Below are 25196 nucleotides of genomic sequence, written 5' to 3' on the forward strand. Positions count from 1 at the left end.
GGAGCGCCGGAGCGGAAGCGGTCAGATCAAATGATTCGCAAATCCGTACGCACCTTTCGGCGGCCGAATCATTGACCACCGCCCTGGGCAACCATCCGGCCACGCCGCCCATCTAACAGTCGATAGGGTGCACGGCAGGCGGTGTTGTATCGCCGTTCTCCGCAGTGCGCGGACCCGCACCCGCCGCCGGCTCACAGGGCCTCTATCAGCCATGGGACAGTAGCGATGCCAATTAAAGTAAGTGTCGTCATTCCGGTATACAACCCGGGCAGGTTCATCGAACCCTGCATCGACTCGCTCCTGCGGCAGACCCTACCGGCGCGGGAGTTCGAAGTCCTCTTCGTCAACGACGGGTCGACGGACGACACTCCTGACCGCCTCAAGCAGCTGGCCGCGGAGCATCCGCATTTCCGGGTGATCACCATCCCGAATTCCGGCTGGCCGGGAAAGCCCCGCAACGTCGGGGTGGCCGAGGCGAAGGGTGAATACGTCCAGTTCGTGGACCAGGACGACCATCTCGCCTCCGGCGCCCTGGAGCGGCTGTACGACATGGGCCGACGCAACGGCTCGGACATTGTCATCGGCAAGGTGGCCAGCAACTTCCGCGGCGTCCCGCACGGCGTGTTCAAGACGAACCGCGAGAAGTGCACCCTGCACGACGCCCCGCTGTACGACAGCCTCACGCCGCACAAGATGTTTCGTACGGAATTCCTCCGTGAGAACGGCATCGCCTACCCCGAGGGGAAGCGCCGCCTGGAGGACCAGCTCTACATGATGCAGGCGTACTTCCCGGCCAAGGTCGTCTCCATCCTGGGCACGTACACCTGCTACTACTACTCGAAGCGGGACGACGGCAAGAACGCCGGATCGACGAGGATCGTGCCGTCCGGCTACTACGGGAACCTCCGCGAGGTCCTCGACGTCGTCATGGCCCATACGGAGCCGGGAGCATTCCGGGACCGGCTGCTGCGCCGCTTCTACCGCGTCGAGATGCTCAGCCGGCTCAGCGAGCCCGCGGTGCTGCGCTACCAGCCGGAGTTCTACGACGAGATGTGCGACGCCATCCGGCCGCTGGCCACGGACTTCATGGGCGACGGAGTGCACGACGGCCTGGGTCCGGTCCTGCGGGCGCGGTCGACACTGCTGCGCGCGGACGACCGGCAGGGTCTCCTCCGCATCGCGCGCTTCGCCTCGTCCGTCACGGCGGCGGCACAGCTGGAGACATTCGCCTGGCAGCCGGACGGCAGGATCGCGATCACCGTCAGCGCCCGGCTGGTCCACGGCGAGGACCGGGCCCCGGTGCGGCTGCTGCGCCGCGAGGGCCGCTACTACCTGCACCCCGATCTCGCCGACGGGCTGCAGGCCGACGGCGGACTGCTGGACATCACCGACGACCTCGACGGCTTCTCCGCCGAACTCTCGCTCCGCAATCGCGAGACGGCCGTCGAGTGGCCCTGCCCCGCGACGTTCACCACGGAGATGGAAGAGCTCGGAGACGACGTCTGCGAAGTCGTCCTGCACGGCAGCGGCCATCTGTCCGCCGAGGCGGTCAAGGGCCGCGGGCGGGTGTCGCGCGGCTTCTGGGACGTCTGGGTGCCACTGCGCGGACTGGGTCTGGTCCGCAAGGCCCGGCTCGGCGCCGACCGTGCCGAAGGCGTGGACGCCGCCTGTCTGCCCGCCTCCCTCGGGTCCCCGGCGCGCGCTGTCATCCCGTACTTCACCGATCCGCACGGCAACCTCACGCTCGATGTCGCCCGCCGCAGCAAGAAGCTGGCCGACCATCTCGCGGGCCGTCCGGTGCTGCGGACGCCGGGCAGCCGGCCGGAGCTGCGGCTGGACCTCTTCACCACGACTGCCACCGCTGTCTCCGGCGCCCAGCTGGTCCTGAGCCCGGCCGACGGGACAACCGGCGCCGTCCGCACGGTACGGACCTCGCTGCACCCCACCGAGGGCCGCGCCCATCTGACGGTGCCCGGACGTGCGCGGGGCGTCGCGACGGGCGACTGGAAGCTCTCGGTCCGGCTCGACGGCGAGGACGGCCCCGCGCTCCCGCTCTGCGACGTCACCGTCGGCGGCCGCGGCCGGATCCACCTCGACCCGGCCCTGCCCGAGGTCGACGCCGCGATCATGGCGGAGGTCGGCACGAACCGCCGGAAGGCGACGCTGCAGCGAACACTGCGCGCGGTCGGCGGCCCGCTCGTCCGCAGACTCCCGCCCGGCGGCCGCAAGCGGGCGCGTCGCCTGGCCGCCCGATTCACCAGCTGATCCGGGATCCCGGACCACCCCCTCAGCCAGCACGGAACAAGGACGTGATCGCATGCGGCAGCTCTCTCTCGAAGGCGCCTGGGTGCATGAGCCCAAGGTCTTCCCGGACAGTCGCGGCAGCTTCCACGAGTGGTTCAGGGCCTCCGAGCTCAGCGAGGCCGCAGGCCACGGTCTGCAGCTCGCCCAGGCCAATTTCTCGGTCTCCCGCCGCGGCACGCTGCGCGGTATCCACTTCGCCGATGTGCCGCCGAGCCAGGCGAAGTACGTCAAGTGCGTGCGCGGCGCGGTGCTCGACGTCATCGTGGACATCCGGGTCGGCTCCCCCACGTACAAGCAGTGGGAGGCCGTACGCCTCGACGACATGGACCATCACTCGGTCTACCTCGCCGAGGGGCTCGGACACTCGTTCATGGCGCTGACGGACGACGCGACGGTCCTCTATCTGTGCTCCGAGGGGTACGCGCCCGGTCGTGAGCACGGCATCGACCCGCTCGACCCGGAGCTGTCGATCGAGTGGCCGGAGGGCATCACCCCGCTGCTCTCGGAGAAGGACGCCGCCGCCCCTTCGCTGGCCGAGGCCGAGAAGCAGGGCCTGCTTCCTTCGTACGAGGCGTGCCGGGCGTACTACGCGCAGCTGCGCGCCCGGGGCTGAACGGGCGGCAGCGCAGCGAGAGCCCCCGTGGTCCGGAAGGGATCACGGGGGCTTCTCCGTCCGCGCAGACTCAGCTCGCGACGGCCTCGATACGCCCGCGCAGCGACGTGAACGCCGAGCGGGGACGGCGCAGATTGCGGGCCCGGGTCAGCGCGGGCCAGAAGTCGGCTCCGAGCAGCGTCTCCGGCCGGACTGCGGTCTTGCGCACCAGCACCTCTTCGGGCACGTCCTGAGGATCGGGTACGACATACTCCTCGATGATCTTGTCGTACGCGTTCTTCAGAATGTCGCTCTCCGGATCGGCACCGAACACGGCGACCACGCCGGTCGGCGCCGTATCGATCTCGACGACCACCAGGTCGGGACGGTAACGGCGCAGCACCTGCACCACCTTGTAGACATCGCCGGTCCAGAATTTGGTGTGCCGGTCCCGGGCCGCCTCGTCGACATTGCGCGGCAGCATGTCGTCGAGAACGATCACGCTCGACCAGCGGGAATGCCGTTCGACGTTCATGAAGTCGCGCAACGCGTACTCGAAGAGATGCATGCCGTCGATGAAGGAGAGTTCCACCTTGGGGTCCCCGCCGAGCACATTGAGCGGGTCCCGGCGGGCGAGTGCGCGGAACGGGTTGCGGCCGTTGCGCAGGTGGATCAGCGGGTCCTTGCGGGCGAAGAAGGCGTCGCTCGTCGCCTTGACCAGGTGGACGTCGCAGCTGATGTCCGTCACCACGCGGAAGGCCGGGTCGACGGCGACGGAGGGCACCCGCGAAAGGGCCAGGCTCCTGCCGTCGTTGACTCCGATCTCCAGATAGTTCCGGGGCCGGTAGACACGGTGCATGTGACGCAGAAACTCATGGCGGTTCACGTGGAGCGGCCCTTCGACAGAAATCAACTGGTCCGATTCCCGGCGAAGTTACCCTATGAATGCACTGCGGCGTAAGCGTTCTTCCATTGTTAACACCTGAGGTCTCCCGCGAGCGGAATGCAGGAGGCCAGTTGGCTGCCGGTTATCGGTGTGATCATTGGATGATCAAGGGCGTTCCGTTCGGAGCAGTGCCGGAAATGCCTCCGCCAGCGCCTCCCGCCAGTCGCGGACCGGTTCCATTCCGGCCGCCGCCCAGCAGTCGTGCCCGAGCACGCTGAACGCGGGCCGGGGCGCAGGCCGGACGAAGGCGTCGCTGGTGGTGGGGCGGACGCGCGCCGGATCGGCGCCCAGGAGCCGGAAGATCTCCCGGGTGAAGCCGAACCACGTCGTCTCACCGCCGCTGGTGCCGTGGTAGACGCCCGCGGGGGCGGTCCCTGCCAGGGCGGCCTGCCCGAGCCGGACCAGCTGGCCTGCCAGGTCGGTGGTCCAGGTGGGTTGTCCGCGCTGGTCGTCGACCACGTCGAGGGTGTCCTTGACTCCCTCCAGTTTGATCATCGTACGGACGAAGTTGGGGCCGCCCGCGCCGTACAGCCAGGCGGTGCGGACGACGTAACCGGTGTCCGGAAGGGTCTCCAGGACCGCACGCTCCCCCGCCAGTTTGGTCCGCCCGTAGGCGCTGCGCGGGCCGGTCGCGGCGTCCTCCGGGTACGGCTTCTCGGCGTCCCCGGCGAAGACGTAGTCGGTCGAGACCTGGAGGAGGACCGTGCCGTATGCGCGGCAGGCGGCGGCAAGGACCTCCGGGCCCGTGCCGTTGACCCGCAGCGCCGCGTCCTCCTGGGACTCGGCGTCGTCGACGGCGGTCCAGGCGGCGCAGTTCACGACAACGGCGGGGCGGTGCCGCTCGAAGCCCGCCCGCACCGAGGCGGGGTCGGTGATGTCCATGGCCGCGCGGTCGGCGGCGACCGCGCTGAGGCCCTCGCCGACGAGCCGGGCCAGGACGTCCTGGCCGAGCATCCCGGCGGCTCCGGTCACCAGCCAGGCGGCGCTCACAGGGCGGCCCTGCTCTTCAGCGGCTCCCACCAGGCACGGTTGTCGCGGTACCACTGCACGGTTTCCGCGAGTCCCGTGCGGAAGTCCTTGCGGGGCTCGTAGCCGAGCTCCTCGCGGATCTTCGTGCAGTCGACGGAGTAGCGGCGGTCGTGGCCCTTGCGGTCCTCGACGTAGGTGACGCTGGTGTCCCAGTCGGCGCCGCAGGCGTCCAGCAGCAGGCCGGTGAGTTCCTTGTTGGAGAGCTCGGTGCCGCCGCCGATGTTGTACACCTCGCCGGCCCGGCCCTTCGTGCGGACCAGTTCGATGCCCTGGACGTGGTCGTCGATGTGCAGCCAGTCGCGGACGTTGGCGCCGTCTCCGTACAACGGGACCGTCCTGCCGTCCAGCAGGTTGGTGACGAACAGCGGGATGACCTTCTCGGGGAAGTGGTGGTGCCCGTAGTTGTTGGAGCAGCGGGTCACCCGCACATCGAGGCCGTGGGTGCGGTGGTACGAGAGGGCGATCAGATCGCTGGACGCCTTGGCCGCGGAGTACGGCGAGTTGGGCGCCAGCGGGTCCGTCTCGGGCCAGGAGCCCTCGTCGATCGAACCGTAGACCTCATCGGTAGAGATGTGCACGAAGGTCTTGATGCCCGCCAGGTGTGCGGCGTGGATCAGGGTGTGGGTGCCCACCACATTCGTACGGACGAACTCGGCACCGCCGTCGATGGACCGGTCCACATGCGACTCGGCGGCGAAGTGCACCACCTCGTCGTGCTCGGCCATCAGCTTGGAGACCAGCTCGGGGTCGCAGATGTCGCCCTGCACGAAGGCGAAGCCGGGGTGCTCGCGGACCTCGTCGAGATTGGCCAAGTTGCCCGCGTAGGTGAGCTTGTCGAGCACGGTGACGGCGACATCGCCGGGCCCCTGCGGGCCGAGCACCGTACGGACGTAGTGCGAACCGATGAAGCCGGCCCCTCCGGTCACCAGGATGTTGGTCGTCATGAGGAGATCTGCACCTTGCTGTGGTCGCCGAGCACGAGTCGGTGGGCGGACGGGGATCGGGGGGCGGGGGTCACTTCGACGTCATGGCCGATGAGCGACGCCTCGACGCGCCGGACACCGGCGATGGAGGCGCCCTGCAGAACGATGGAGTACTCGATCTCGCTGTCCTCGATCCGGCAGTTCTGCGCGATCGAGGTGAACGGGCCGACGTACGCGCCGCTGATCACCGATCCCGCACCGATGATCACGGGGCCGACGATCCGGCTGCCGGTGACCTTGGCGCCGGCCTCGATCCGGACCCGGCCGATGATCTCGCTGTCGTCGTCGACGTCGGCGCCCTCGACGGACGGCTCGACGGTCTCCAGCACGGTCCGGTTGACCTCCAGCATGTCGGTGACGTTGCCGGTGTCCTTCCAGTACCCGCGGATGGTGGTGGAGCGGACGTCGCGCCGCTGGTCGATCAGCCACTGGATGGCGTGCGTGATCTCCAACTCGCCGCGCCAGGAAGGCTGGATCGATCGCACCGCCTCGTGGACGGCGGGTGTGAAGAGATAGACGCCGACGAGCGCAAGATCGCTCTTGGGCCTCTTCGGCTTCTCCTCCAGGGCCACCACCCGGCCGTCGCCGTCGAGTTCGGCGACGCCGAACGCGGTCGGATTGGGCACCCGGGTCAGCAGGATCTGGGCCTCGGGCCGGTCCGCGCGGAACTCCTCGACCAGACCGGCGATCCCGCCGACGATGAAGTTGTCACCGAGGTACATCACGAAGTCGTCGTCGCCCAGGAAGTCGCGGGCGATCAGCACCGCGTGCGCGAGCCCGAGCGGCTCGGCCTGCGGGATGTAGGTGACATCGAGGCCGAACCGGGAACCGTCGCCGACCGCCTCGCGGATCTCCTCGGCCGTGTCGCCCACGATGATGCCGACTTCGGTGATGCCGGCCTCCGCGATCGCTTCCAGGCCGTAGAACAGCACCGGCTTGTTCGCCACGGGGACCAGCTGTTTGGCCGAGGTGTGCGTGATGGGGCGGAGGCGGGTGCCCGCCCCTCCGGACAGTACGAGAGCCTTCACGTGACCAGTCCTCATAGTGAGATGTCGGTCCTGTCGCGCGGCGCGACCTTCTGGGCGATTTTACCGAGAATCCCCCTGCGATTCGGGGGAAATCCGCGGGTCGAACGGCCGTTCAGCCCGGGCTCAGACGCGACGTCAGGCGCCGGACGTCCCTGCGCATACGGCGCGCCACCCGCCGGGAGAGCGACGCCCGGCGAGCCACGGCCGCGGGCTGCTCGATGCGCTTGCCGCCGTGCCAGTCGGGCACGGTGACCTCGAAAACGGAATCGGGGAGACCGGCCGACCGGTCACGGAAGTGCGGGTACGCGAGATAGAGCTTGTCGCCCCGGCGCGAACGGATCACGTCCGGAACGGTCTTCGCCCGGAGGAACTCCAGGTGGTCGACGAGCAGATCGGCACGCCCCTTGGCGACGCAGGCGAGCCGCAACCGCTCGGCCACCTTGATCCGCCCGGCCACGCCGTCGTTCCAGTACGCGTCCATCAGGGGCGTCGCAAGCTCCAGCTTGTGGCGACGCACCTCCGGCGACTCCTTGAGCACGCGAGGACCGAACTGCTGCAGCATGCCGACCGTGAAGGGCCGGACCATCAGAAAATCACGCTTCGGGCCTGCGGGTTCGAGCCGGTGAATGAGCTCCATCATCGCCCGCATGGAATCGAAGCGCCATTCATAGGTGCCGCTCTTGGTGACGTGCTTTCCGTCGTCGCGGCCGACCAGGTAATAGCAGACGTAGTCGGAGATCACGGAGATTCCGGCACCTCGCAGATAGGCCTCCATCGTGAACAGGGCGTCCTCGCCGGTCCGGAGATCTTCGTCGAATCGCAGCGCGAGCCGTTCCAGCAATTCCCGCCGGAAGAGCTTCTGCGCGCTCAGCGTGTATATGACCTTGGAGTTGTATACGTCGACCCGGTCCTTGGTGGCGTTCCACATCGACTGGGGCGCTCCCCGGTTGACGCCGATCACCTTTCCGAGCACGACATCGGTGCCGGCCCGGTCGGCCGTGGCGACCATCCGCTCCAGGGCCTCGTCGCCGAAGTAGTCGTCGGCGTCGAGGAAGAAGACATAGCGGCCGCGCGCCATGCCGAGCCCCACGTTGCGCGGGCCGCTCGGGCCGCCGGAGTTCGCCTGACGCACGACTCTCGTCGGCACCGCGGAGCGGGCGGCGAATTCCTCCAGGTATTCGCCGGTGCCATCGGTCGAACCGTCGTCGACCGCGACGATTTCGATCCGGTTCGCGCCGATCGTCTGGGACTCCACGGATTCGAGACAGCGCACGAGGTACGGCATTGCCTCGTACGCTCCGACGATCACCGTCACGTCAGGAATTTGCATCTCGTTCACACCCACAGAAGACAGCCGACGCCACCCGTTGGTTGTCCGACACTCGACGTGTGAATAGTGACGCTCATCACAAAGGCCCGGCAAATCCCCTCAGGGTCTTTACCGGGCCTTGGTGAACCTGTATGGGTTGCGGCGATTTTCAGCCGTTCACGGGCTCGCTCAGGCTGATCGCCACACCGCTGTTCCGCGCTTCCGACTTGGCGGCGAGCGCCGTCACGGCCGCGTCGAACTGCACGATGGACGTGGGCTCGTCCGGGCCGAGCAGATAGCGCTTCAGCTCACGCCGGGCGTCCGCCAGCGTGTCCGCGCTCTCGTCGACCACCGCGCCGAGCAGGGCATCCAGCTCGGTCGCCGCGTTGGAGAGGATCACTGCGGCACGTACCGCGGTGTTCTGCCGACGGAACTCGTCCTCGCCCAGCTCGGCGGAGTCCGTGACCGCGTACGGCTTGCCGCTCGCGATGAAGTCGGACACCACGCTGGAGATGTCCGAGACCATGCCGTCCGACTCGTTGAAGCAGTCGTACAGACGCATCTGGGAGCCGGAGATGACCTTGTGCTCCCACCAGCCCAGCGAGCGCCAGAACGCGGCATTCCACTCGTCCTTCAGCTTCGCGGTCTCGGCCTCGCGCGCCGGGTCCGCGAGCGAGTCCCGGGAGAGCTCCGCCTCGTCCCGGGCCACACGGCCACCGCTCGGCTCCGCGGCCAGCTGCGCCTCGATGCGGGCCAGCTCGGACTGCGCCGCGGCGCGCTCGCCTTGCAGGGCGGCCGATTCCGTCGCCCAGCGCGGGTCGGTGGCACGCCTGGCGGCGGCCTCCTCGATCATCGCGGTGATGCGCAGATGCACGGCCTTGGCCGCGCGGCTGCGGGTGCCGGTGAAGGGGTGCGGCTTGTACAGCAGCCGGACCGGCGGCTCGGCCTCCAGCAGCCGCCGGACGATGTTCTCGCCGGCCAGCAGCAGCGAGGTGTTCCCCGGGTTGTCGTCCCAGCCCTCCCAGGTGGGCGCGTACAGCACGGTCGGGATCGGGTTCTTCGGGGCGCCGGTCCACGGCTTGATGGTGGCCAGCTGGGGACGGCCCACCTCGACGATGTCCTCGTCCCGTACGCCGACGTCGGCCAACGCATAACGGTCGCGGCCGGCCCGGCCCGCGGTCCACACCTCGTCGTAGACCTTGCTGTACGGGTTGACGCTGGCGAGCTTGTCGCTGTCGCCGTGGCCGATGAAGACGTGCTTCATGGTCGGCACCCGCAGCAGGTGGATGTTCTTGCCGACGTTGGCGGCGTAGAGGGCAACCCGCACCGACGACAGGTTCAGGTTCATCAGGTGCACGCCACCGGGTACGCAGAGCACCGGCACCGAGGTCGTGTTCAGCTGCGGGACCATGGTGCGCTCCCGCAGCAGGATGAGCGGTCGGCCACCGAGCTGCGCCATCGTTTCCAGCCACATGTTGACCTGGTAGGCCGATTCCTTCGAGCCGGAGAAGTACAGCACCACCGTCGGCTGGTACTCACCGAGCCAGTCGCCCACGGCCTTGAGCACCTTGGCGTCGGGCGGCGCGAGGCGGCTCGGCCGGACATGGGGAAGGAGCGCTGCCAGATAGCCGACCGCGAGGACGAGCGTGAGCCCGAGTCCCACATAGGCGAGCCCGTGCCTGCCGGTCTCCATCGCGGCCAGGACGCCGATCATCGCGAAGACGTCCAGGTTCAGCATCTTCTCCGCAGACCGGTTCATCAGCAGCTGCGGCGGGGCGTCCGGAATCCGCGCGGCTTCGAGGTCGACGTTGAGGGTGACCACCGGAAGCTTGCGGCGCAGCCGGATGAGGGCGACCATCGCGCCCTGCGGCGCCTGGAGACCGTAGAAGGCCAGCAGGCAGGCGATCGTCACGTAGAAGAGCGTCTCCTCGCCGTATCCCATGCGGGAGAGCAGCAGGATCAACAGGAGCTGGCGCACCAGGAAGCGGATCGAGAGCCCGGCTCGGACGGCGGCCAGGCGGTTGATCAGGTAGCTGCCGCAGTTGTGCAGATACTGGTCCGCCACGTACGTCGCCGCTGCCGCCACGATGAAGAACCACAGATTGGGGATTATCGCCGCGAGCATTATGCACGGGAACCCCAGAGCCATGAGGAGCGCGGCGGCCAGCTCCGAACCGCTGCCCACACGAGCCAAGCGAATGGCTTTCGAAATCACGAAGTACCGCTTCCGAAAAGGGTGCCGACTTTTTTTTACCTTACGAGGGAAATGTGAAGAAGACCTTCACGAATTCGGACCCCTGTGGTTCGCACGAGCGACAACAGGGGTCCGAATAGTCGATTGTCAAGCAGTATTACACATCCGCCTGCCGATCCAGGACAGCGGCAAGCGCCTGTTCGAAGTCGGATGCCTCGGATGCGCCACGGGTCGGGTCCTGCTGACGTACGTCGATGACGTGGCCGGTCATCTCGGAGAGCAGGACGTCGAGCGAGGTGCGGGCGACCGCCTCGGAGGAGAGCAGCGTACCGGCGGGCTCGTCGCCGAACGCCTTGGTGCGCATCGGGGTCGCGGTGCGCTCGGGGTTCACGCAGTTCACCCGCACTCCGTCGCCCGCCCACTCGTCCGAGAGCGCCTGGGTCAGGTTGACCATGGCGGCCTTGGTCGACGAATAGAGGCTGTACTCCGCGCGTCCGCGGGTGTAGCTGCTGGAGGTGTAGAGCAGCAGCTGGCCCTTGGTCTCCACGAGGTACTTGTACGAGGCGCGGGCGATCTGCACGGGCGCCAGGTAGTTGACGTTCAGCGCTTCCTGGATGGTTGCGTTGTCCGTCTCGGCCAGCTTGCCGATGCGCAGCACGCCCGCGGTGTTGATCACGTAGTCGACGCGGCCGGTGTCCGCGTAAGCCTTGGAGAGAGCCTCGTCGACGTGCTCGGGGTTCTCCACGTGCGTACCGGTGGTGGAGCGGCCCAGGGCGTAGACGTTGGCGCCGTAGGACTCGGCGAGCGTCGCGATGTCCGCGCCGATCCCGTACGAGCCGCCGAAGACGACCAGGGTCTTGCCGGTGAGCAGTTCGCGGTAGGCGGCGTCGTCGGCCGGCTGCGGGACGGCCGTCGAGGCCAGCTGGAAGAGCTTGTCCGCGATGAAGACGTCGACCGGCTGAGTGACCTTCATGTTGTACTCGTCGCCCGCCACGACGTAGATCGGCACGTCGGGGAGGTACTTCAGCACGACCGAGCAGTCGTCGGTGGCCTGGAAGTTCGGGTCGCCCGCGGCGACCTCGTAGGCGCGGCGGATCGTGGAGAGCTTGAAGGCCTGCGGCGTCTGGCCACGGCGCAGCCGGGACCGGTCGGGCACGTCGGTGATGAACTCGCCGTCATCGCCGTGGGTGCGGGTCACGATGATCGTGTCCGCGGACGGGATGGCGACGTCGACGGCCTGGTAGCGGTCCAGGGCGTCCACGCAGTCCTGGATGACGCGCTGCGAGAGCAAGGGGCGCACGGCGTCGTGGAAGAGGACGTTGCGGTCCTCGCCCTCGGCCAGGCCCTCACCGAGGGCCGCGATGGCGCGCTCGGTGGTCTCGTTGCGCGTGGCGCCGCCCTCGATCACCTTGGTGACCTTGGTCAGGCCGGCCTTGGCGATGATCTTCTCGACGTCGGGCACATAGCCCGGCGCCATCAGAACAATGATGTCGTCGATGGAGTCGGCCTGCTGGAAGATCGACAGTGTGTGCTCGATGACAGCCTTGCCTGCGATCTTCAGCAGCTGCTTGGGGATCGACAGTCCCACGCGCTGGCCGGTACCGCCGGCGAGCACGACTGCTGTGGTTCGGGCTTTAGCTATGTGCTGAGCAGACACAGACGACCTACCTTGCGAGGGCTGGGAGACACAGCGATGGTTGCACTCTCCGTTACCGTCTCGCAAGGTGAACGTCGGCTGCCGCATGCCCCGTGGACACCTGTCGTTGCCTTGCGATCAGGGCGAATACCGGAATCGGCGCTTCCCTGCCGGGTGACCGACACCACACGGTTGAGCGGTATGAATCACCCGTGAGCGGGATTCCCGGCCACTGGCCGCGACGGGTGGCGACTCCGGGTGCAGGGTCACCACAGGGGCGGGCCGCCGGTACAGATCTGCCACCGCGACCCGCCGCACCCTGCGTGACCCGTCCGGAACGGGCTGAACTCGTCGAACTCTAGAACGGGTTGAACTCGTCGAACTCGCGCTGCACCTCGTCACGCTCCGCCTCGCGGTCGCGACGGCGCTGGGCCGCCGGACGGGGGGCTTCGAGGCGGTGGTCCTCGCCGCGCCGGCCGAGCATCTCCGCGCCCGCCGCCATGGTCGGCTCCCAGTCGAAGACGACCGCGTTGTCCTCGGCGCCGATGGCCACGCCGTCGCCCGCCCGGGCACCGGCCTTCATCAGCTCGTCCTCGACCCCGAGCCGGTTGAGCCGGTCGGCGAGATAGCCGACGGCCTCGTCGTTGTTGAAGTCGGTCTGGCGGACCCAGCGCTCCGGCTTCTCGCCGCGCACCCGGTAGATGCCGTCCTCCTCCAGGGTGACGGTGAAGCCCGCGTCGTCCACGGCCTTCGGGCGGATGACGATGCGGGTCGCCTCCTCCACCGGCTTGGCGGCGCGCGCTTCGGCGATCACACCGGCGAGCGCGAAGGAGAGCTCCTTCAGGCCGATGTGTGCGACGGCGGACACCTCGAAGACGCGGTAGCCACGCGCCTCGAGCTCCGGGCGGATCATGTCGGCGAGGTCCTGGCCGTCCGGGATGTCGATCTTGTTGAGGACGACGATGCGGGGCCGGTCCTCGAGTCCGCCGTACTGCTTCAGCTCCTCCTCGATGACGTCGAGGTCGGAGACCGGGTCGCGGTCGGACTCCAGCGTCGCGGTGTCCAGTACGTGCACGAGGACCGAGCAGCGCTCGACGTGCCGCAGGAACTCCAGGCCGAGGCCCTTGCCCTGGCTGGCGCCGGGGATCAGCCCGGGGACGTCGGCGATGGTGTAGACGGTGCCGCCCGCGGTGACCACGCCCAGGTTCGGGACGAGCGTGGTGAACGGGTAGTCGGCGATCTTCGGCTTGGCCGCGGACAGGACGGAGATGAGCGAGGACTTGCCCGCGCTCGGGTAGCCCACCAGTGCGACGTCGGCGACCGTCTTGAGCTCCAGGACGATGTCCCGGGACTCGCCCGGCTCGCCGAGCAGCGCGAAGCCGGGGGCCTTGCGGCGGGCGGAGGCGAGTGCGGCGTTGCCGAGGCCGCCACGGCCGCCCTGTCCGGCCACGAACGTGGTGCCCTGGCCGACCAGGTCGGCGAGCACGTTGCCGTCCTTGTCGAGGACGACCGTGCCGTCGGGAACGGGCAGGATCAGGTCCTGGCCGTCCTTGCCGGAACGGTTGTCGCCCGCACCGGGCTGCCCGTTGGTGGCCTTGCGGTGGGGGCTGTGGTGGTAGTCGAGAAGCGTGGTGATGTCCTGGTCGACGACCAGGGTCACGTCCCCGCCACGGCCGCCGTTGCCGCCGTCGGGACCGCCGAGCGGCTTGAACTTCTCACGGTGAACGGAGGCACAGCCGTGACCTCCGTTACCCGCGGCGGCATGCAGCTCGACGCGGTCCACGAAGGTGGTCATGGTGGAAACCTCCAGTTACTCACATGCAGAAATGACTCATAGCTCAGGGTGTCCCGCTGGGGACAGAAGCTGTCTCTCACAGGAGAAACACGCGAAAGGCGGACCCGCTTCCCGTACGGGAAGTGAGGTCCGCCTCCGCAGAAACCGCTCGACGAGCGCCGAAATTACTCGGCGATCGGAACGATGTTCACGACCTTGCGGCCACGGTGGGTGCCGAACTGCACCGCACCAGCGGCGAGCGCGAACAGCGTGTCGTCGCCGCCACGGCCGACGCCCGTGCCCGGGTGGAAGTGGGTGCCGCGCTGGCGGACCAGGATCTCACCGGCGTTGACGGCCTGGCCGCCGAAGCGCTTGACGCCGAGCCGCTGAGCGTTGGAATCGCGCCCGTTCCGGGTGGACGATGCGCCCTTCTTGTGTGCCATGTCTCCTCAGTCCCTTACTTCGCAGCCGCGGGGATACCGGTGACCTTGATCGCCGTGTACTGCTGACGGTGACCCTGGCGACGGCGGTAGCCGGTCTTGTTCTTGTAGCGAAGGATGTCGATCTTCGCGCCCTTGTGGTGGTCCACGACCTCGGCCTGGACCTTGATCCCGGCAAGCACCCACGGGTCGCTGGTCACGGCGTCGCCGTCGACCACGAGCAGGGTCGAGAGCTCGACCGTGTCGCCAACCTGGGCAGTGGAAATCTTGTCAACCTCAACGATGTCACCGACAGCAACCTTGTGCTGGCGGCCACCGCTGCGCACGATGGCGTACACGCGGATCTCTCTCTCACTCGGAACGGATCCCCTGATGCCAGCCGCTCGCGCAGGCCGAAACCTGCGGCGATCCGGAAGGATGAGCGGCCTCTCCTGACGGACGGGTCCGTCACGAGGGATGTGCTCAGGGGTGGGCGCGCATGGAAACACGCCGAGGTGCAAGGCTACGGGGCCGCACACTTGTGGGTCAAACCGGGACCCTCGGACCTGTCGGCCGTCTTCCGCCGGGTCGCCTCAGGGCTCCGCGGACCCGCCCGCAAAGCCTCCACACCGGCCGAAGCACCGGGTCGGCGCCGTGCTAGTTTGTCAGTTTTGATCACTCTCTGTACTCCCGAGGCCGTAGATGCTGCGATCCGCCCTGCTCGGCCGCACCTGGCTGTTGCCCCTCCTGGTCTGTGCCGTTTACGCGCTGGCGCAGCTGACCGCCGGTTCCTCGTGGACCCTTTTCCCGGACTCCTACCGTTACGCACGCGCCGCGGAGCAGCAGCTCGGCGCCACGCGCGAGGAGGCGCACCGGACCGCGCTCAAGGCGTTCTGCACGAGTCGTGCCGACGCGGCCGCGGAGACGAAATCCCTGGATCCGCTGGCCGGTTCCACCGACGCGGCCGACACCAGGGCATCGGACTCCGCCACCTGCATGACCCGGTGGTCCGACGCCACCGACATCACCACGGCGGACGACCGCTACCAGTCGATCTTCTCGTCCCGGCCCGGATATCCGTTGCTCGCCGCTCCTTTCGTCGGCGCTCTCGGCGTGCTGGACGGGATGCGCGCCCTGGGCCTCGTACTGGCCCTCGCCGGTTCACTGATGGTGCGCGGACTGCTGCGGAGCGCCGGTCTCGGCCGCCTGCCGGCCGTCGTCGGGCAGATCGCATTTCTTGTCTCACCACTCGGCTGGTGGAGCCTGCAGGCACTGAGCGAGGGCCTGGTCACGGTCTGTGCGCTCGGGGCGGTGTGGGGTGGCGTCCTGATGGCGCGCGGCAGGCGGCTGTCCGGTGCGGCGCTGTTCACCGGCGCCCTTGCCGTGTGCGCGGTGACGCGCTACTCGACGGCTCTGCTGCTGGCGGCCCTGATCGCGGCAGCCGCGCTCGCTTCCTGGCTCTTCCGCCGCTCCCGGCACGATCTCCTCCTCGCCGGTGCGGCCACCGGATGCGCCGCCGCCGTGGCGCTGGCCATGAAGCTGCTCGGCCTGCCGTCCTCCGAGGTCACCCTCCAGGACACCTTCACGCGCCATTTCCGCTCGCCGGAGATACCCGACCCGTGGGCCCGGCTGACCGACCTCAATCTGCGGTACTGGGGTCACTGGTTCGCAGAGCAGGCCGCGATGCCGTTCTTCCTGGTGGCCGCGGTGGTCTCGCTCTGGGTGCTGATCCGTCGCAGCGGCGTCCTCGGCCCGCTCGCGTGTGCGGTGGCACTGACCGGCGCCGCTCAGGTCGCGGCTCATCCGCTGGTCCAGGAGGCGGATCGGCTCGGAGTCCTCATGTGGGTTCCGATGACACTGGGGATTGCCCTGATCGCGGAGGGCGTTCAGGACTTTCGCCGGTCCCCGATAGGCCGTACGGTCCGAGTTCCTGACTCAACCGTGGAGCCACAACGTGTCGACACCACAGATCCCCGATGAATTCCTGGCCAAGGTCGCCCGCCGGGCGACCGCGCGCATGGCCCGCACCGACCGGCCGTTCCTGGCCGAGCGCGTCCTGGGCATCACCGCCCGCCGAGTCCGTGACCGCAGGCTCAAGGCGGACCTGCTCGGCGCGGCGGCCGACACGCAGCTGTCCAGGGGGCTGGCCCCACGCCATCTCGTCCAGGCGTACGGAGCCGAGCTGGCCTGCGCGGACGCGGACCTGAAGGCGGGCCGGAAGAAGGAGGCCGCCGCGGCTCTCACCCGGGCCCTGTTGCTGGCTTTTCACCGGGTTCCGCACGTCGACCGGCTCCACTCGCCCCTGTCGGACGACCCGGCCGGATTCACCGCCCGGCTGCGCGCCAGCACCACCGCCCGCGCGGTGGCGGCACCCCGCGGCCGGAAGACACCCCCCGCTGTACCCCCGACCGACCGGCCGCTGCGGCTGCTCGTGGTGAACCAGGCCAACGCCAACTTCCTGGGCCTGCTCACCCAGCGTTACGCGGACCACCCCGGTATCGAGCTCCGCACGCTGGACCTGGCGGCCGATCCGGTACTCGCGCCGCTGGCCAAGGGCCTGCGGCGGATGATCGAGCTGCCCCTCGGGACCCAGGCCGCGTACGCAGCCGAGGTCGAAGCGGCGCTGCGCCCTCATCTGGACTGGGCGGACACCGTCTTCGTCGAGTGGTGCTCCACGGCCGCCGCGTTCATGACCTTGGTCGATCCGGGGAGTACCCGGATCGTCGTCCGGCTCCACAAGTACGAGTCGTTCACGTACTGGCCGCACATCATGGACTTCTCCCGGGTCGACGATGTCGTGTTCATCGCGGAGCACATGCGGGAGTTGACCACCGCCGCCGTTCCCCGGCTGCTCGCCACCGACGCGCCACGCCTCCACTTCCTGCACAACGCACTGGACCTGCGGCGGTTCGACCGTCCCAAGAGCGACGACGCGCGGTTCACCGTGGGCCTGATAGGCATCGGCCAGATCGCCAAGGACCCGCGCTGGGCGCTGGAGGTGCTCAGGCTCCTTCGGGCCCGGGACGAGCGCTACCGCCTGATGATGGTCGGCGGCGAAATCAATCCGGCACCCAGCGCGGCGGCCGCCGCCTATCACAAGGCCCTGGAGAGGGATCTCGCCGAGCTGGAGCCCACGGGTGCCGTGCGCAGACTCGGGCCGACCGACGACGTACCCGGCGTGCTCACCGGAATGGGCGTGATCCTCAGCAGCTCCGTCCGTGAGGGCTGTCACGTCGGCCTCATGGAGGGAGCGGCGGCCGGTGCCGTGCCGGTCGTCCGGGACTGGCCGTTCGTGGCCGGCCGTCCGCACAGCACGCGGACCCTCTTCCCCGAGGACTGGATCGTCACCACCCCGCAGCAGGCCGCCGAGCGCATCCTCGCCGTCACCGCGTCCGAGGAGATCCGGGCCGCGGCCGGGCGCGAGGCGTCCCGGTACGCCCTCTCGACCTGGGACTGGGAGACCGTGCGGAGCGACTACGACCGCCTGCTGCTGGGCACGGACCGCGACGTAAGCTCACCGGTCGAGACCCCACTCCGAAAGGCAGACGCGCAGTGAACTACAGAGTCCAGCCCACCGCCCAGGTCGACGAGACCGCCGAGATCGGCGCCGGCAGCAGCGTCTGGGAACTCGCCCAGATCCGCGAGCAGGCCCGGCTCGGCGAGGGCTGTGTGGTCGGACGCGGCGCCTACGTCGGCACGGGCGTCCGGATCGGCGACAACGTCAAGATCCAGAACTATGCGCTGGTGTACGAGCCGGCCGAGCTCGCCGACGGTGTTTTCATCGGCCCGGCGGTGGTGCTCACCAACGACCACAACCCGCGTTCGGTCGACCCGGACGGCAAGCAGAAGCGCGGCGGTGACTGGGAGGCCGTCGGCGTGAAGATCGCCGAGGGCGCGTCGCTCGGCGCGCGCTCCGTCGCGGTGGCCCCGGTCCGGATCGGCCGCTGGGCCATGGTGGCGGCAGGCGCCGTGGTGACCAAGGACGTGCCCGACTTCGCTCTCGTCGTCGGTGTTCCGGCCCGGCAGGTCGGCTGGGTCGGCCGCGCCGGTGTGAAGCTGGTGGAGTCCGCGGACGAGCCCGGGGTGTGGGAGTGCCCGCAGACCGGTGCGCGCTACCGCGAGACCGGCCCGGCCACCCTCGTCGAGACCGCATCCGACGAGCGGTAGATCTCCGACGAAACGCCCGAGGGACCCGGCCGACTGGATCGACCGGGTCCCTCGGCGCGCGTACGGCGGATCAGCCGCCGATGACGACGCGGCGGACGCCTTCCCAGCGGGCCGGGTCCGTCGTGCGACGGCCGTCGACCAGGACCCGCACATCCGGCAGGTCGGCCGCGGCCAGCTCCCGGTACTCGGCGTGGTCGGCCTGGAGGATGGCGGCGGTGACGGCCTCACCCGCGTGCGGCGTCAGACCGTGTGCGGTCAGCTCCTCGGCGGTGTACATCGGGTCCGACACGTAGACGTTCGCGCCTCGCGCGCGGAGCGCGTCGACGGTCGGGTAGACGCCGGAGAACGCCGTCTCCTTGACGCCGCCGCGGTAGGCCGCGCCGAGCACCAGCACCTCGGCACCGGTCAGGTCGCCGTAGGCGGCGGCCAGCAGGTCCACGGCGTACTCCGGCATCGCGGCGTTGGCCTCGCGCGCGGAGCGTACGACGGTCGCCGCCGGGTCGTTCCACAGGTACATCCGCGGGTAGATCGGAATGCAGTGGCCACCGACGGCGATCCCCGGCCGGTGGATGTGGCTGAACGGCTGCGAGTTGCAGGCCTCGATGACCTTCAGGACGTCGATGTTCTGCTGGTCGGCGAACCGGGCGAACTGGTTCGCCAGGCCGATGTTGACGTCACGGTAGGTGGTCTCTGCGAGCTTGGCGAGTTCGGAGGCCTCCGAAGTGCCCAGGTCCCAGACGCCGTTGGGCCGCGGCAGATCCGTACGGTCGTCGAAGTCGAGGACCGACTCGTAGAACTCCACGCCGTGCGCGGTCGACGCCTCGTCGATGCCGCCGACCAGCTTCGGATAGCGGCGCAGGTCGGCGAAGACCCGGCCGGTGAGCACCCGCTCCGGAGAGAACACCACGTGGAAGTCGTCGCCGGCCTTGAGCCCCGACCCCGCTTCGAGCATGGGCGCCCAGCGGGTGCGTGTGGTCCCGACCGGCAGCGTGGTCTCGTAGCTGACGAGCGTGCCGGGCTTCAGTCCGGCGGCGATCGCCCGCGTCGCGGAGTCCATCCAGCCGAAGTCCGGGGTGCCTTCCGCGTCCACGAACAGCGGCACGACGACCACGACGGCGTCGGACTCCGCGACCGCGGCGGTGGTGTCCGTCGTCGCGGTCAACAGGCCCGCCGCAACGGTCTCCTTGAGCTTGACGTCGAGGTCGTGCTCACCGGGGAACGGCTCGACCGCGGCGTTGACCAGGCCGACGACCTTCTCGTTGACATCGGCGCCGATCACCCGGTGGCCCTTGGCGGCGAACTGCACGGCCAAGGGGAGGCCGATCTTGCCGAGGGCTACTACACAGATGTTCATGGGGTTACTTCCTCTTGGAGAACTTGGCGCCGCTCAGCCGGGATCGCAGTCGCGAGCCCAGCGATGTCTTGGGCGGGTGGAGCGGGCGAGTGCTGACCACCACGCGCCCCTTGCTGTTGGGACGTGCCGCGGCCCGGTACGGCTCTTCCCCGCTGCGCCACTGCCGCGTCAACGGCATCGGACGGCCGTCGGCCCGCACCGGGATCTCGTACGTCGATCCGGCCACGTCGATGTAGACACGCACCCCGCGCTTGGAGCTGCGCGGCTCCAGCGGGATCCGGGCATACAGCAGCGTGGCGTTGTCGTCGGCCGCGACCTCCCTGAGGAACTCGCCGGGTGCCGGGGGCAGTTGCTTGCCATCGGGCAGCCGTTGGGCGCGCGCCTTGTCGGCGCTGCCGGGCATGGCGCCTTCGGCGAGGCGCAGGACGGCGGAGCCGGTGTCACCGACGACGCCGATCCGTATCGTGGCGGTGAAGGACAGTTCGTCGCCCTCCTGCGCCCAGCCGGACTCGATCAGCTCGGTCTTGTTCGCGAGCCGTCCGGGGACGCGCTCGCCGACCAGCTCGAAGCAGCGGTCCGGAAGCCCCGTACCGGCATCGCGGAAGCCGGGGTACCGCGCGAAGGCGCGGCCGTCCTCCAGGTGGAACGGCGGCGCGCCCTGCTCGGCCTCTTCGGTGATGGCGCGGCAGAGCGTGTCCGTGGCGCCGCTCTGCGCCAGCCGGAGCCTGGCCCGCAGCTTGACGGGCAGCGAGTCGCTCAGCTCGTCCGTCAGGTAGGTGTCCGCCAGCCGTGCGATGCCCGCGCAGACCTCGCGCCGGGTCGGCGCGTCGAGCGCCGGGAAGTCGCCCTGGATGAGCTTGGACAGCTCCCAGGTGAAGTGGCGCTTGAGGAGGGCGTCCCGGTTCGGCCCGGCCTCGATCAGCCCGGCCGCATGATCCATGATCGCCGCGGTGCAGCGCAGCCGCGCCAGGTGATCGGCGCGGTAGGTGATGTTGCTGGCGTCGCCGCGCTTCACCGCGTAGTAACAGGTGTAGTCGGCGACCACCGATATCTTGCGGGCGCGGTAGCAGGCCTCGATGGTGAACGGCTGATCGCTGCCGACCGCCAGGTCCTCCGGGAAGCGCAGCTTGTGCTTCTCCACGAGCTCGCGGCGGAAGAGCTTGGTATTGGCCAGCGCGAACGGCAGTTCCGGCCCGTAGAGGCTGACGTCCTCATCGTTGGCCTTGTAGAGGGACTGGCGCACATACCGGCCGTTGGTGCCGACCATCTTGCCGACCACGACGTCCGACCCGTTCCGGTCGGCGCAGGCGACCATCCGCTCCAGCGCTTCCTCGCCGAGGTAGTCGTCGGAACCGATGAAGTAGACGTACCGGCCGGTGGCCAGCTCCAGCGCGCGGTTGCTCGGCGCCGCCGGGCCACCGGAGTTGGGCTGGTGGACCACCTTGACGACGTCCGGGTAGCGCTCGGCGAACCGGTCGAGTTCGGCGCCGCTGTCGTCCGTCGAGCCGTCGTCGACCGCCACGACCTCAAGGCGGTCCGTACCGATGGACTGCCCTACGAGTGAGTTGAGGCACTCGGTGAGGTAGGGCATGGTGTTGTACACGGCCACGACGACCGTCACATCAGGAACATCGGTTCTACCGGTCACACGGTCACCTCGGCGGCTCTGTCGACGGATGTGCGCGGACGTGCGGGAAGCAGCTTCGTGTACACCTGGTCAAGCGCCTCTGCCTGGGCCTCCCAGGTCCACTGGTCGAGCAGCCCCGGTTCGTCGTACACGTCCCGGTACTTCTTCGGCTCCGCGAGCACCGCCTTCACTGCGCGGATGTAGTCCTGGACGTCGCCGGCCTTGAAGACCTCGCCCTGACCGGTCCTGGCTGCCATCTCGCCCATCGTCTTCACATCGCTCACCACGAGCGGCAGCCGCGCGTGCGAGTACTCGAAGAACTTGGTGATCAGAGCGATCTCGTGGTTCGGCCAGTGGTGGATCGGGATGACGCCGAAGTCCGCCGTCCCCAGGAAGGGTACGACCTGGTAGTGCGGAACATACGGAAGGATGTGCACCCGGTCGGCCACTCCGAGCTCCTCTGCGCGCTGCGCCAGCTCGGTCATGTACGGCGACTTCGGCCGCAGCACGATGAACGCCACGTGCAGTTCGGGCAGGTGCGGCAGCGACTCGACCATGATGTCGAGGCCGCGCTGCGGAGCCGCGGCGCCGCTGTAGACGGACAGCGGAACGTCCGGCCCGATCCCGCACAGTTCACGCAGATCCGGTACCGGCTCCGCGGCCTGCTCCGGCGAGATCTCCGCGTCCGGTGCGTTCAGCACGACCGTGGGCGTCTTGGCCAGTCCGTGCCGCTCGACCAGCATGTCCGCGAGCGTCGCGGAGACGGTCGTCACGGCGTCGGCGTACTTGGAGTACGCCAGCTCGTGCAGGCACTGCGCGACATGCCACCGCGGGTGCGGATCCCACGGCTTGATGCCCGGCAGGAACTCGTGCGCGTCCCAGACCAGCTTGACGTCGCGCTTCGCGGCCCGCGCGCGCAGCGTGGCCCGCGCACCGACCCCGAGCATGCGGAAGTCATTGGCGTGGATCAGATCGGGCTTCAGTTCGTCGATCACCTTGCCGTAGGCAAGGTCGAGGTCGAGCAGAAACGGGTCGAGCCGACGCCAGGCCCGCTCCCCCATCATGCGCTGCCAGAACGCCGTGGTGAAACGGTCGAGCGGCGCGTCCATCCGCTTGCGCCGCTGCTCCAGCGCAACGGTCCGGCGCACCCGCAGACCGACCCAGCGGCTGACCACCTTGGCACTGGCCCGCTCGGGCGCCAGCGTCAATTTGGACACGGCCGAGCCCTTGGCCGCCGCCTCGATCACACGGACGTTGAGATCGGCGCGCCATGCCTTCATCTTCTGCTTGCGGTAGGCAGCGAGCGGCCCCGGGCGGTAGGCCAGCGGCGCGCGCAGCGGAGCACGCCGGTACTCGTGCCGGCGCCGCTGCATCGGGCCCGGCACCTTGAGCAGCCGGACCTTGGCGTCGCCGATCATCCAGTGCTGCTCCGACTTGCCGGGCGACTTGCCGAGCAGGGTCACGTCCCAGCCCGCCTCGGCGGCCGAACGCGCTTCCTTCTGAACCCGGGAGTCCCCGTTCACGCCGTTGTCGACCAGCATGACGATCCGACCGCGGGTTCCGGTCCGCGGTGCCGGGTTGTTCTCAGACGCCATGAGCGGCCATATCTCCCGTGGAGGTGGTGACGGTGAGTCCGCTGCGTGCGGATTCCAGTACTGCGGCGGCGACCTCGACCGTACGAAGCCCCTCCCGCAGCGTGCAGATGTCCTGCGAGACGTCGAGCACCGCGTCGCGGAAGAGCTCGTGCTCGACCAGCAGCGGTTCGCGCTTGGGTATGGCGTACCGGATCATGTCGCCCTCGGAGACTCCACGGAAGGCCTGGAGCGCCTCCCACTCGGTGGCCACGGCGGCGTTCGAGTGGAAGGTCAGGTCGGCGGTGAGGGTGTCGGCGATGAAGGTGCCGCGCTCGCCGGTGACGGAGGTGAAGCGCTCCTTGAGCGGGCTCAGCCAGTTGACGAGGTGGTTGGCCATGCTGCCGTCGCTGAGCAGACCGGCGACGGAGACCATGTCCTCGTGCGGCCGGCCGCTCTTGTGGACGGTGTGGGCCGCGACCGAGACATAGCTCTGTCCCGTCACCCAGCCGGTCAGGTCGATGTCGTGCGTGGCGAGGTCCTTGACGACGCCCACGTCGGCGATGCGGTGCGGGAACGGGCCCTGCCGGCGGGTGACCACCTGGAAGACCTCGCCCAGTTCGCCCGCCTCCAGACGGGTACGCAGGGAGCGCAGCGCCGGGTTGCAGCGCTCGATGTGCCCGACACCCGCGACCAGACCACGGGACTCGAAGGCCTCGACCAGACGGCGGGCCCCCTCGACGGTGTCGGCGACCGGCTTCTCGATCAGGGCGCAGACGCCGGCCTCGGCGAGCTTCAGGCCGACTTCCTCGTGCAGCGCGGTGGGGCAGGCCACCACGGCGTAGTCGATGCCGAGCCCGATCAGTTCCTCGACGGTGGACAGCACCGGAGCGCCCTGGGCCCATCCGTTCTTGTCGCCCATCGGGTCGACGACGCCGACCAGCGTCACGTTCTCCAGGCCGGCCAGCACGCGCGCGTGGTGGCGGCCCATCGAACCGAGACCGATCAGCCCGGCTCTCAATCCTGCAGTCACTGCATCTCTCCCAGCGAGTTCACGGCCGCGACAATACGGTCCAGGTCCTCCGGCGAGAGCGAAGGATGTACGGGCAGTGAGACGACCTCGGCGGCGGCGCGCTCGGTCTCCGGAAGATCCCAGTTGCGGCCGGCCTTCTGGTCGGGCTCCCAGTACGGCTTCAGCCGGTGGATCGGAGTCGGGTAGTACACGGCGTTGCCGATACCCGCCTCGTTCAGTCTGGCCATGGCGGCGTCCCGGTCACCATGCACCCGAACGGTGTACTGGTGGTAAACGTGGCGTGCACCGTCGGCAACGGGCGGGACCGTCACATTGGCCGCGGTGATGTGCCGGTCGAGGTAGGCGGCGTTGGCACGGCGCTGCTCGGTCCAGCCGAGCACCTTTCCGAGCTGTACGCGGCCGACGGCGGCCGAGACGTCCGTCATCCGCATGTTGGCGCCGACGATCTCGTTGGCGTACCGCTGCTCCATGCCTTGGTTGCGCAGCAGCCGGAGGGTCCGGGCAATCTCGGCGTCGGCGGTGGTGATCATGCCGCCTTCGAGAGAGTGCATGTTCTTGGTCGGGTAGAAGCTGAACGTGCCGCCGGATCCGAAGGCGCCGACGGGCGTGCCGTTCAGGGCCGCGGCGTGGGCCTGGCAGGCATCCTCGACGACGGCGAGGCCGTGCTTCGTCGCGATCGGCATCAGCGCGTCCATCGCCGCCGGGTGCCCGTAGAGGTGGACGGGCATGATCGCGGCGGTGCGGGGGGTGATGGCGGCCTCGACGGCGGCCGGGTCCAGACCGAAGCTCCCGGGCTCGATGTCGGCGAAGACGACGTCGGCCCCGGTCAGACGGACCGCGTTGGCCGAGGCGGCGAAGGAGAACGACGGGACGATGACCTCGTCGCCGGGGCCGATGCCCAGAGCGAGCAGCAGGAGGTGCAGCGCGGAGGTGCCGGAGTTGACGGCGACGCAGTGGCGTCCGTCGACCAGCTCCGAGAAGCCCTCCTCGAAGGCGGCCACCTCCGGTCCCTGGACCACGCGACCGCTGCGCAGTACGCGCACCGCTGCTTCGATCTCTTCCTCACCGATCACCGGCCGGGCAGCGGGGACAGGTCCCCGGGTGTCGCTCGACATGGGCATCCTCCTTGAACAGCACAAGAGCTTGATCGGCGAGGGCTTTGAGACGTGCGGATGTCCGGAGGGACTCCTACGCCCGGCACATAACCGATGGCGTACCAATACATTACGG

20 protein-coding genes are annotated in these 25196 nt (G+C 69.0%); 5 read left to right on the top strand and 15 right to left on the bottom strand.

Annotated features, from left to right (window positions below; all coding sequences use genetic code 11):
- The first annotated feature begins 225 nt into the window (after window positions 1-225).
- Window positions 226-2265, top strand: coding sequence for a glycosyltransferase family 2 protein (locus ACFU8W_RS10990; protein ID WP_384034680.1), 2040 nt, complete (start codon window positions 226-228; stop codon window positions 2263-2265).
- Between the two features lie 52 nt (window positions 2266-2317).
- A complete protein-coding gene (gene rfbC / locus ACFU8W_RS10995) occupies window positions 2318-2917 on the top strand; it encodes a dTDP-4-dehydrorhamnose 3,5-epimerase (protein ID WP_384034683.1) in 600 nt (199 codons plus the stop codon).
- Window positions 2918-2987: 70 nt separating this feature from the next.
- Here rfbC and ACFU8W_RS11000 read toward each other — a convergent pair whose 3' ends face one another.
- The 10 genes from ACFU8W_RS11000 to rplU all read right to left on the bottom strand — a co-directional run bounded on the left by ACFU8W_RS11000 (window position 2988) and on the right by rplU (window position 14573).
- Window positions 2988-3782, bottom strand: a complete 795-nt coding sequence (locus ACFU8W_RS11000; RefSeq protein WP_384034686.1) for a class I SAM-dependent methyltransferase — start codon at window positions 3780-3782, stop codon at window positions 2988-2990.
- Window positions 3783-3947: 165 nt separating this feature from the next.
- Window positions 3948-4832 carry a dTDP-4-dehydrorhamnose reductase gene (rfbD, locus tag ACFU8W_RS11005; RefSeq protein WP_384034689.1) on the bottom strand — a complete coding sequence of 295 codons (885 nt, stop codon included), beginning with the start codon at window positions 4830-4832 and terminating at the stop codon, window positions 3948-3950.
- The gene (gene rfbB / locus ACFU8W_RS11010; RefSeq protein ID WP_384034692.1) at window positions 4829-5815 is read right to left on the bottom strand and encodes a dTDP-glucose 4,6-dehydratase; all 987 of its coding nucleotides are present in this window, start codon (window positions 5813-5815) and stop codon (window positions 4829-4831) included. The genes rfbD and rfbB overlap by 4 nt, the downstream gene beginning before the upstream one ends.
- Window positions 5812-6882 (bottom strand): glucose-1-phosphate thymidylyltransferase, encoded by a 1071-nt coding sequence (locus ACFU8W_RS11015; RefSeq protein WP_266985732.1) that lies wholly within the window; start codon window positions 6880-6882, stop codon window positions 5812-5814. Before ACFU8W_RS11015 ends, rfbB begins: the two co-directional genes overlap by 4 nt.
- A 112-nt stretch (window positions 6883-6994) precedes the next feature.
- Window positions 6995-8212, bottom strand: a complete 1218-nt coding sequence (locus ACFU8W_RS11020; protein ID WP_384035341.1) for a glycosyltransferase family 2 protein — start codon at window positions 8210-8212, stop codon at window positions 6995-6997.
- Window positions 8213-8360: 148 nt separating this feature from the next.
- Complete coding sequence (locus ACFU8W_RS11025; RefSeq protein WP_384034695.1) at window positions 8361-10406, bottom strand: hypothetical protein; 2046 nt, start codon at window positions 10404-10406, stop codon at window positions 8361-8363.
- A 136-nt stretch (window positions 10407-10542) separates the two neighbouring features.
- Window positions 10543-12042: a bifunctional cytidylyltransferase/SDR family oxidoreductase gene (locus ACFU8W_RS11030; protein ID WP_345518326.1), complete on the bottom strand. Its 1500-nt coding sequence runs from the start codon at window positions 12040-12042 to the stop codon at window positions 10543-10545.
- Window positions 12043-12379: 337 nt separating this feature from the next.
- A complete protein-coding gene (gene obgE / locus ACFU8W_RS11035; RefSeq protein WP_384034698.1) occupies window positions 12380-13816 on the bottom strand; it encodes a GTPase ObgE in 1437 nt (478 codons plus the stop codon).
- Between the two features lie 164 nt (window positions 13817-13980).
- Window positions 13981-14238, bottom strand: coding sequence for a 50S ribosomal protein L27 (gene rpmA / locus ACFU8W_RS11040; protein ID WP_116211787.1), 258 nt, complete (start codon window positions 14236-14238; stop codon window positions 13981-13983).
- Between the two features lie 14 nt (window positions 14239-14252).
- Window positions 14253-14573 carry a 50S ribosomal protein L21 gene (gene rplU, locus ACFU8W_RS11045; protein WP_030921216.1) on the bottom strand — a complete coding sequence of 107 codons (321 nt, stop codon included), beginning with the start codon at window positions 14571-14573 and terminating at the stop codon, window positions 14253-14255.
- A 343-nt stretch (window positions 14574-14916) separates the two neighbouring features.
- Between rplU and ACFU8W_RS11050 the strand changes: the two genes are divergently transcribed.
- From ACFU8W_RS11050 to ACFU8W_RS11060, 3 genes are read left to right on the top strand one after another with little or no spacing between them, the layout of a single operon-like run.
- The gene (locus tag ACFU8W_RS11050) at window positions 14917-16194 is read left to right on the top strand and encodes a hypothetical protein (RefSeq protein WP_384034701.1); all 1278 of its coding nucleotides are present in this window, start codon (window positions 14917-14919) and stop codon (window positions 16192-16194) included.
- Window positions 16169-17770, top strand: a complete 1602-nt coding sequence (locus ACFU8W_RS11055; RefSeq protein ID WP_384034703.1) for a glycosyltransferase — start codon at window positions 16169-16171, stop codon at window positions 17768-17770. Before ACFU8W_RS11050 ends, ACFU8W_RS11055 begins: the two co-directional genes overlap by 26 nt.
- A complete protein-coding gene (locus tag ACFU8W_RS11060) occupies window positions 17767-18381 on the top strand; it encodes an acyltransferase (RefSeq protein WP_384034706.1) in 615 nt (204 codons plus the stop codon). The genes ACFU8W_RS11055 and ACFU8W_RS11060 overlap by 4 nt, the downstream gene beginning before the upstream one ends.
- A 70-nt stretch (window positions 18382-18451) precedes the next feature.
- Here ACFU8W_RS11060 and ACFU8W_RS11065 read toward each other — a convergent pair whose 3' ends face one another.
- From ACFU8W_RS11065 to ACFU8W_RS11085, 5 genes are read right to left on the bottom strand one after another with little or no spacing between them, the layout of a single operon-like run.
- A complete protein-coding gene (locus ACFU8W_RS11065; RefSeq protein WP_345518315.1) occupies window positions 18452-19735 on the bottom strand; it encodes a nucleotide sugar dehydrogenase in 1284 nt (427 codons plus the stop codon).
- A 4-nt stretch (window positions 19736-19739) separates the two neighbouring features.
- Window positions 19740-21383, bottom strand: a complete 1644-nt coding sequence (locus tag ACFU8W_RS11070; RefSeq protein WP_384034710.1) for a glycosyltransferase family 2 protein — start codon at window positions 21381-21383, stop codon at window positions 19740-19742.
- Complete coding sequence (locus tag ACFU8W_RS11075) at window positions 21380-22957, bottom strand: glycosyltransferase family 4 protein (RefSeq protein WP_384034713.1); 1578 nt, start codon at window positions 22955-22957, stop codon at window positions 21380-21382. Before ACFU8W_RS11075 ends, ACFU8W_RS11070 begins: the two co-directional genes overlap by 4 nt.
- Window positions 22947-23966, bottom strand: coding sequence for a Gfo/Idh/MocA family oxidoreductase (locus ACFU8W_RS11080; RefSeq protein WP_345518309.1), 1020 nt, complete (start codon window positions 23964-23966; stop codon window positions 22947-22949). The genes ACFU8W_RS11075 and ACFU8W_RS11080 overlap by 11 nt, the downstream gene beginning before the upstream one ends.
- Window positions 23963-25081, bottom strand: coding sequence for a DegT/DnrJ/EryC1/StrS family aminotransferase (locus ACFU8W_RS11085; protein ID WP_384034717.1), 1119 nt, complete (start codon window positions 25079-25081; stop codon window positions 23963-23965). The genes ACFU8W_RS11080 and ACFU8W_RS11085 overlap by 4 nt, the downstream gene beginning before the upstream one ends.
- Between the last annotated feature and the right edge of the window lie 115 nt (window positions 25082-25196).

The organism is Streptomyces sp. NPDC057565, assembly GCF_042801455.1.
In the GTDB taxonomy this organism is placed as follows: domain Bacteria; phylum Actinomycetota; class Actinomycetes; order Streptomycetales; family Streptomycetaceae; genus Streptomyces; species Streptomyces yanii.

Excerpts from the sequence above, each read along its gene's own strand:
- ACFU8W_RS10990 (WP_384034680.1), top strand. The coding sequence starts at position 226 with ATGCCAATTAAAGTAAGTGTCGTCATTCCGGTATACAACCCGGGCAGG.
- rfbC (WP_384034683.1), top strand. The coding sequence starts at position 2,318 with ATGCGGCAGCTCTCTCTCGAAGGCGCCTGGGTGCATGAGCCCAAGGTC.
- rfbB (WP_384034692.1), bottom strand. The coding sequence starts at position 5,815 with ATGACGACCAACATCCTGGTGACCGGAGGGGCCGGCTTCATCGGTTCG.
- ACFU8W_RS11020 (WP_384035341.1), bottom strand. The coding sequence starts at position 8,212 with ATGCAAATTCCTGACGTGACGGTGATCGTCGGAGCGTACGAGGCAATG.
- obgE (WP_384034698.1), bottom strand. The coding sequence starts at position 13,816 with ATGACCACCTTCGTGGACCGCGTCGAGCTGCATGCCGCCGCGGGTAAC.
- rpmA (WP_116211787.1), bottom strand. The coding sequence starts at position 14,238 with ATGGCACACAAGAAGGGCGCATCGTCCACCCGGAACGGGCGCGATTCC.
- ACFU8W_RS11050 (WP_384034701.1), top strand. The coding sequence starts at position 14,917 with ATGCTGCGATCCGCCCTGCTCGGCCGCACCTGGCTGTTGCCCCTCCTG.
- ACFU8W_RS11065 (WP_345518315.1), bottom strand. The coding sequence starts at position 19,735 with ATGAACATCTGTGTAGTAGCCCTCGGCAAGATCGGCCTCCCCTTGGCC.
- ACFU8W_RS11075 (WP_384034713.1), bottom strand. The coding sequence starts at position 22,957 with ATGGCGTCTGAGAACAACCCGGCACCGCGGACCGGAACCCGCGGTCGG.
- ACFU8W_RS11085 (WP_384034717.1), bottom strand. The coding sequence starts at position 25,081 with ATGTCGAGCGACACCCGGGGACCTGTCCCCGCTGCCCGGCCGGTGATC.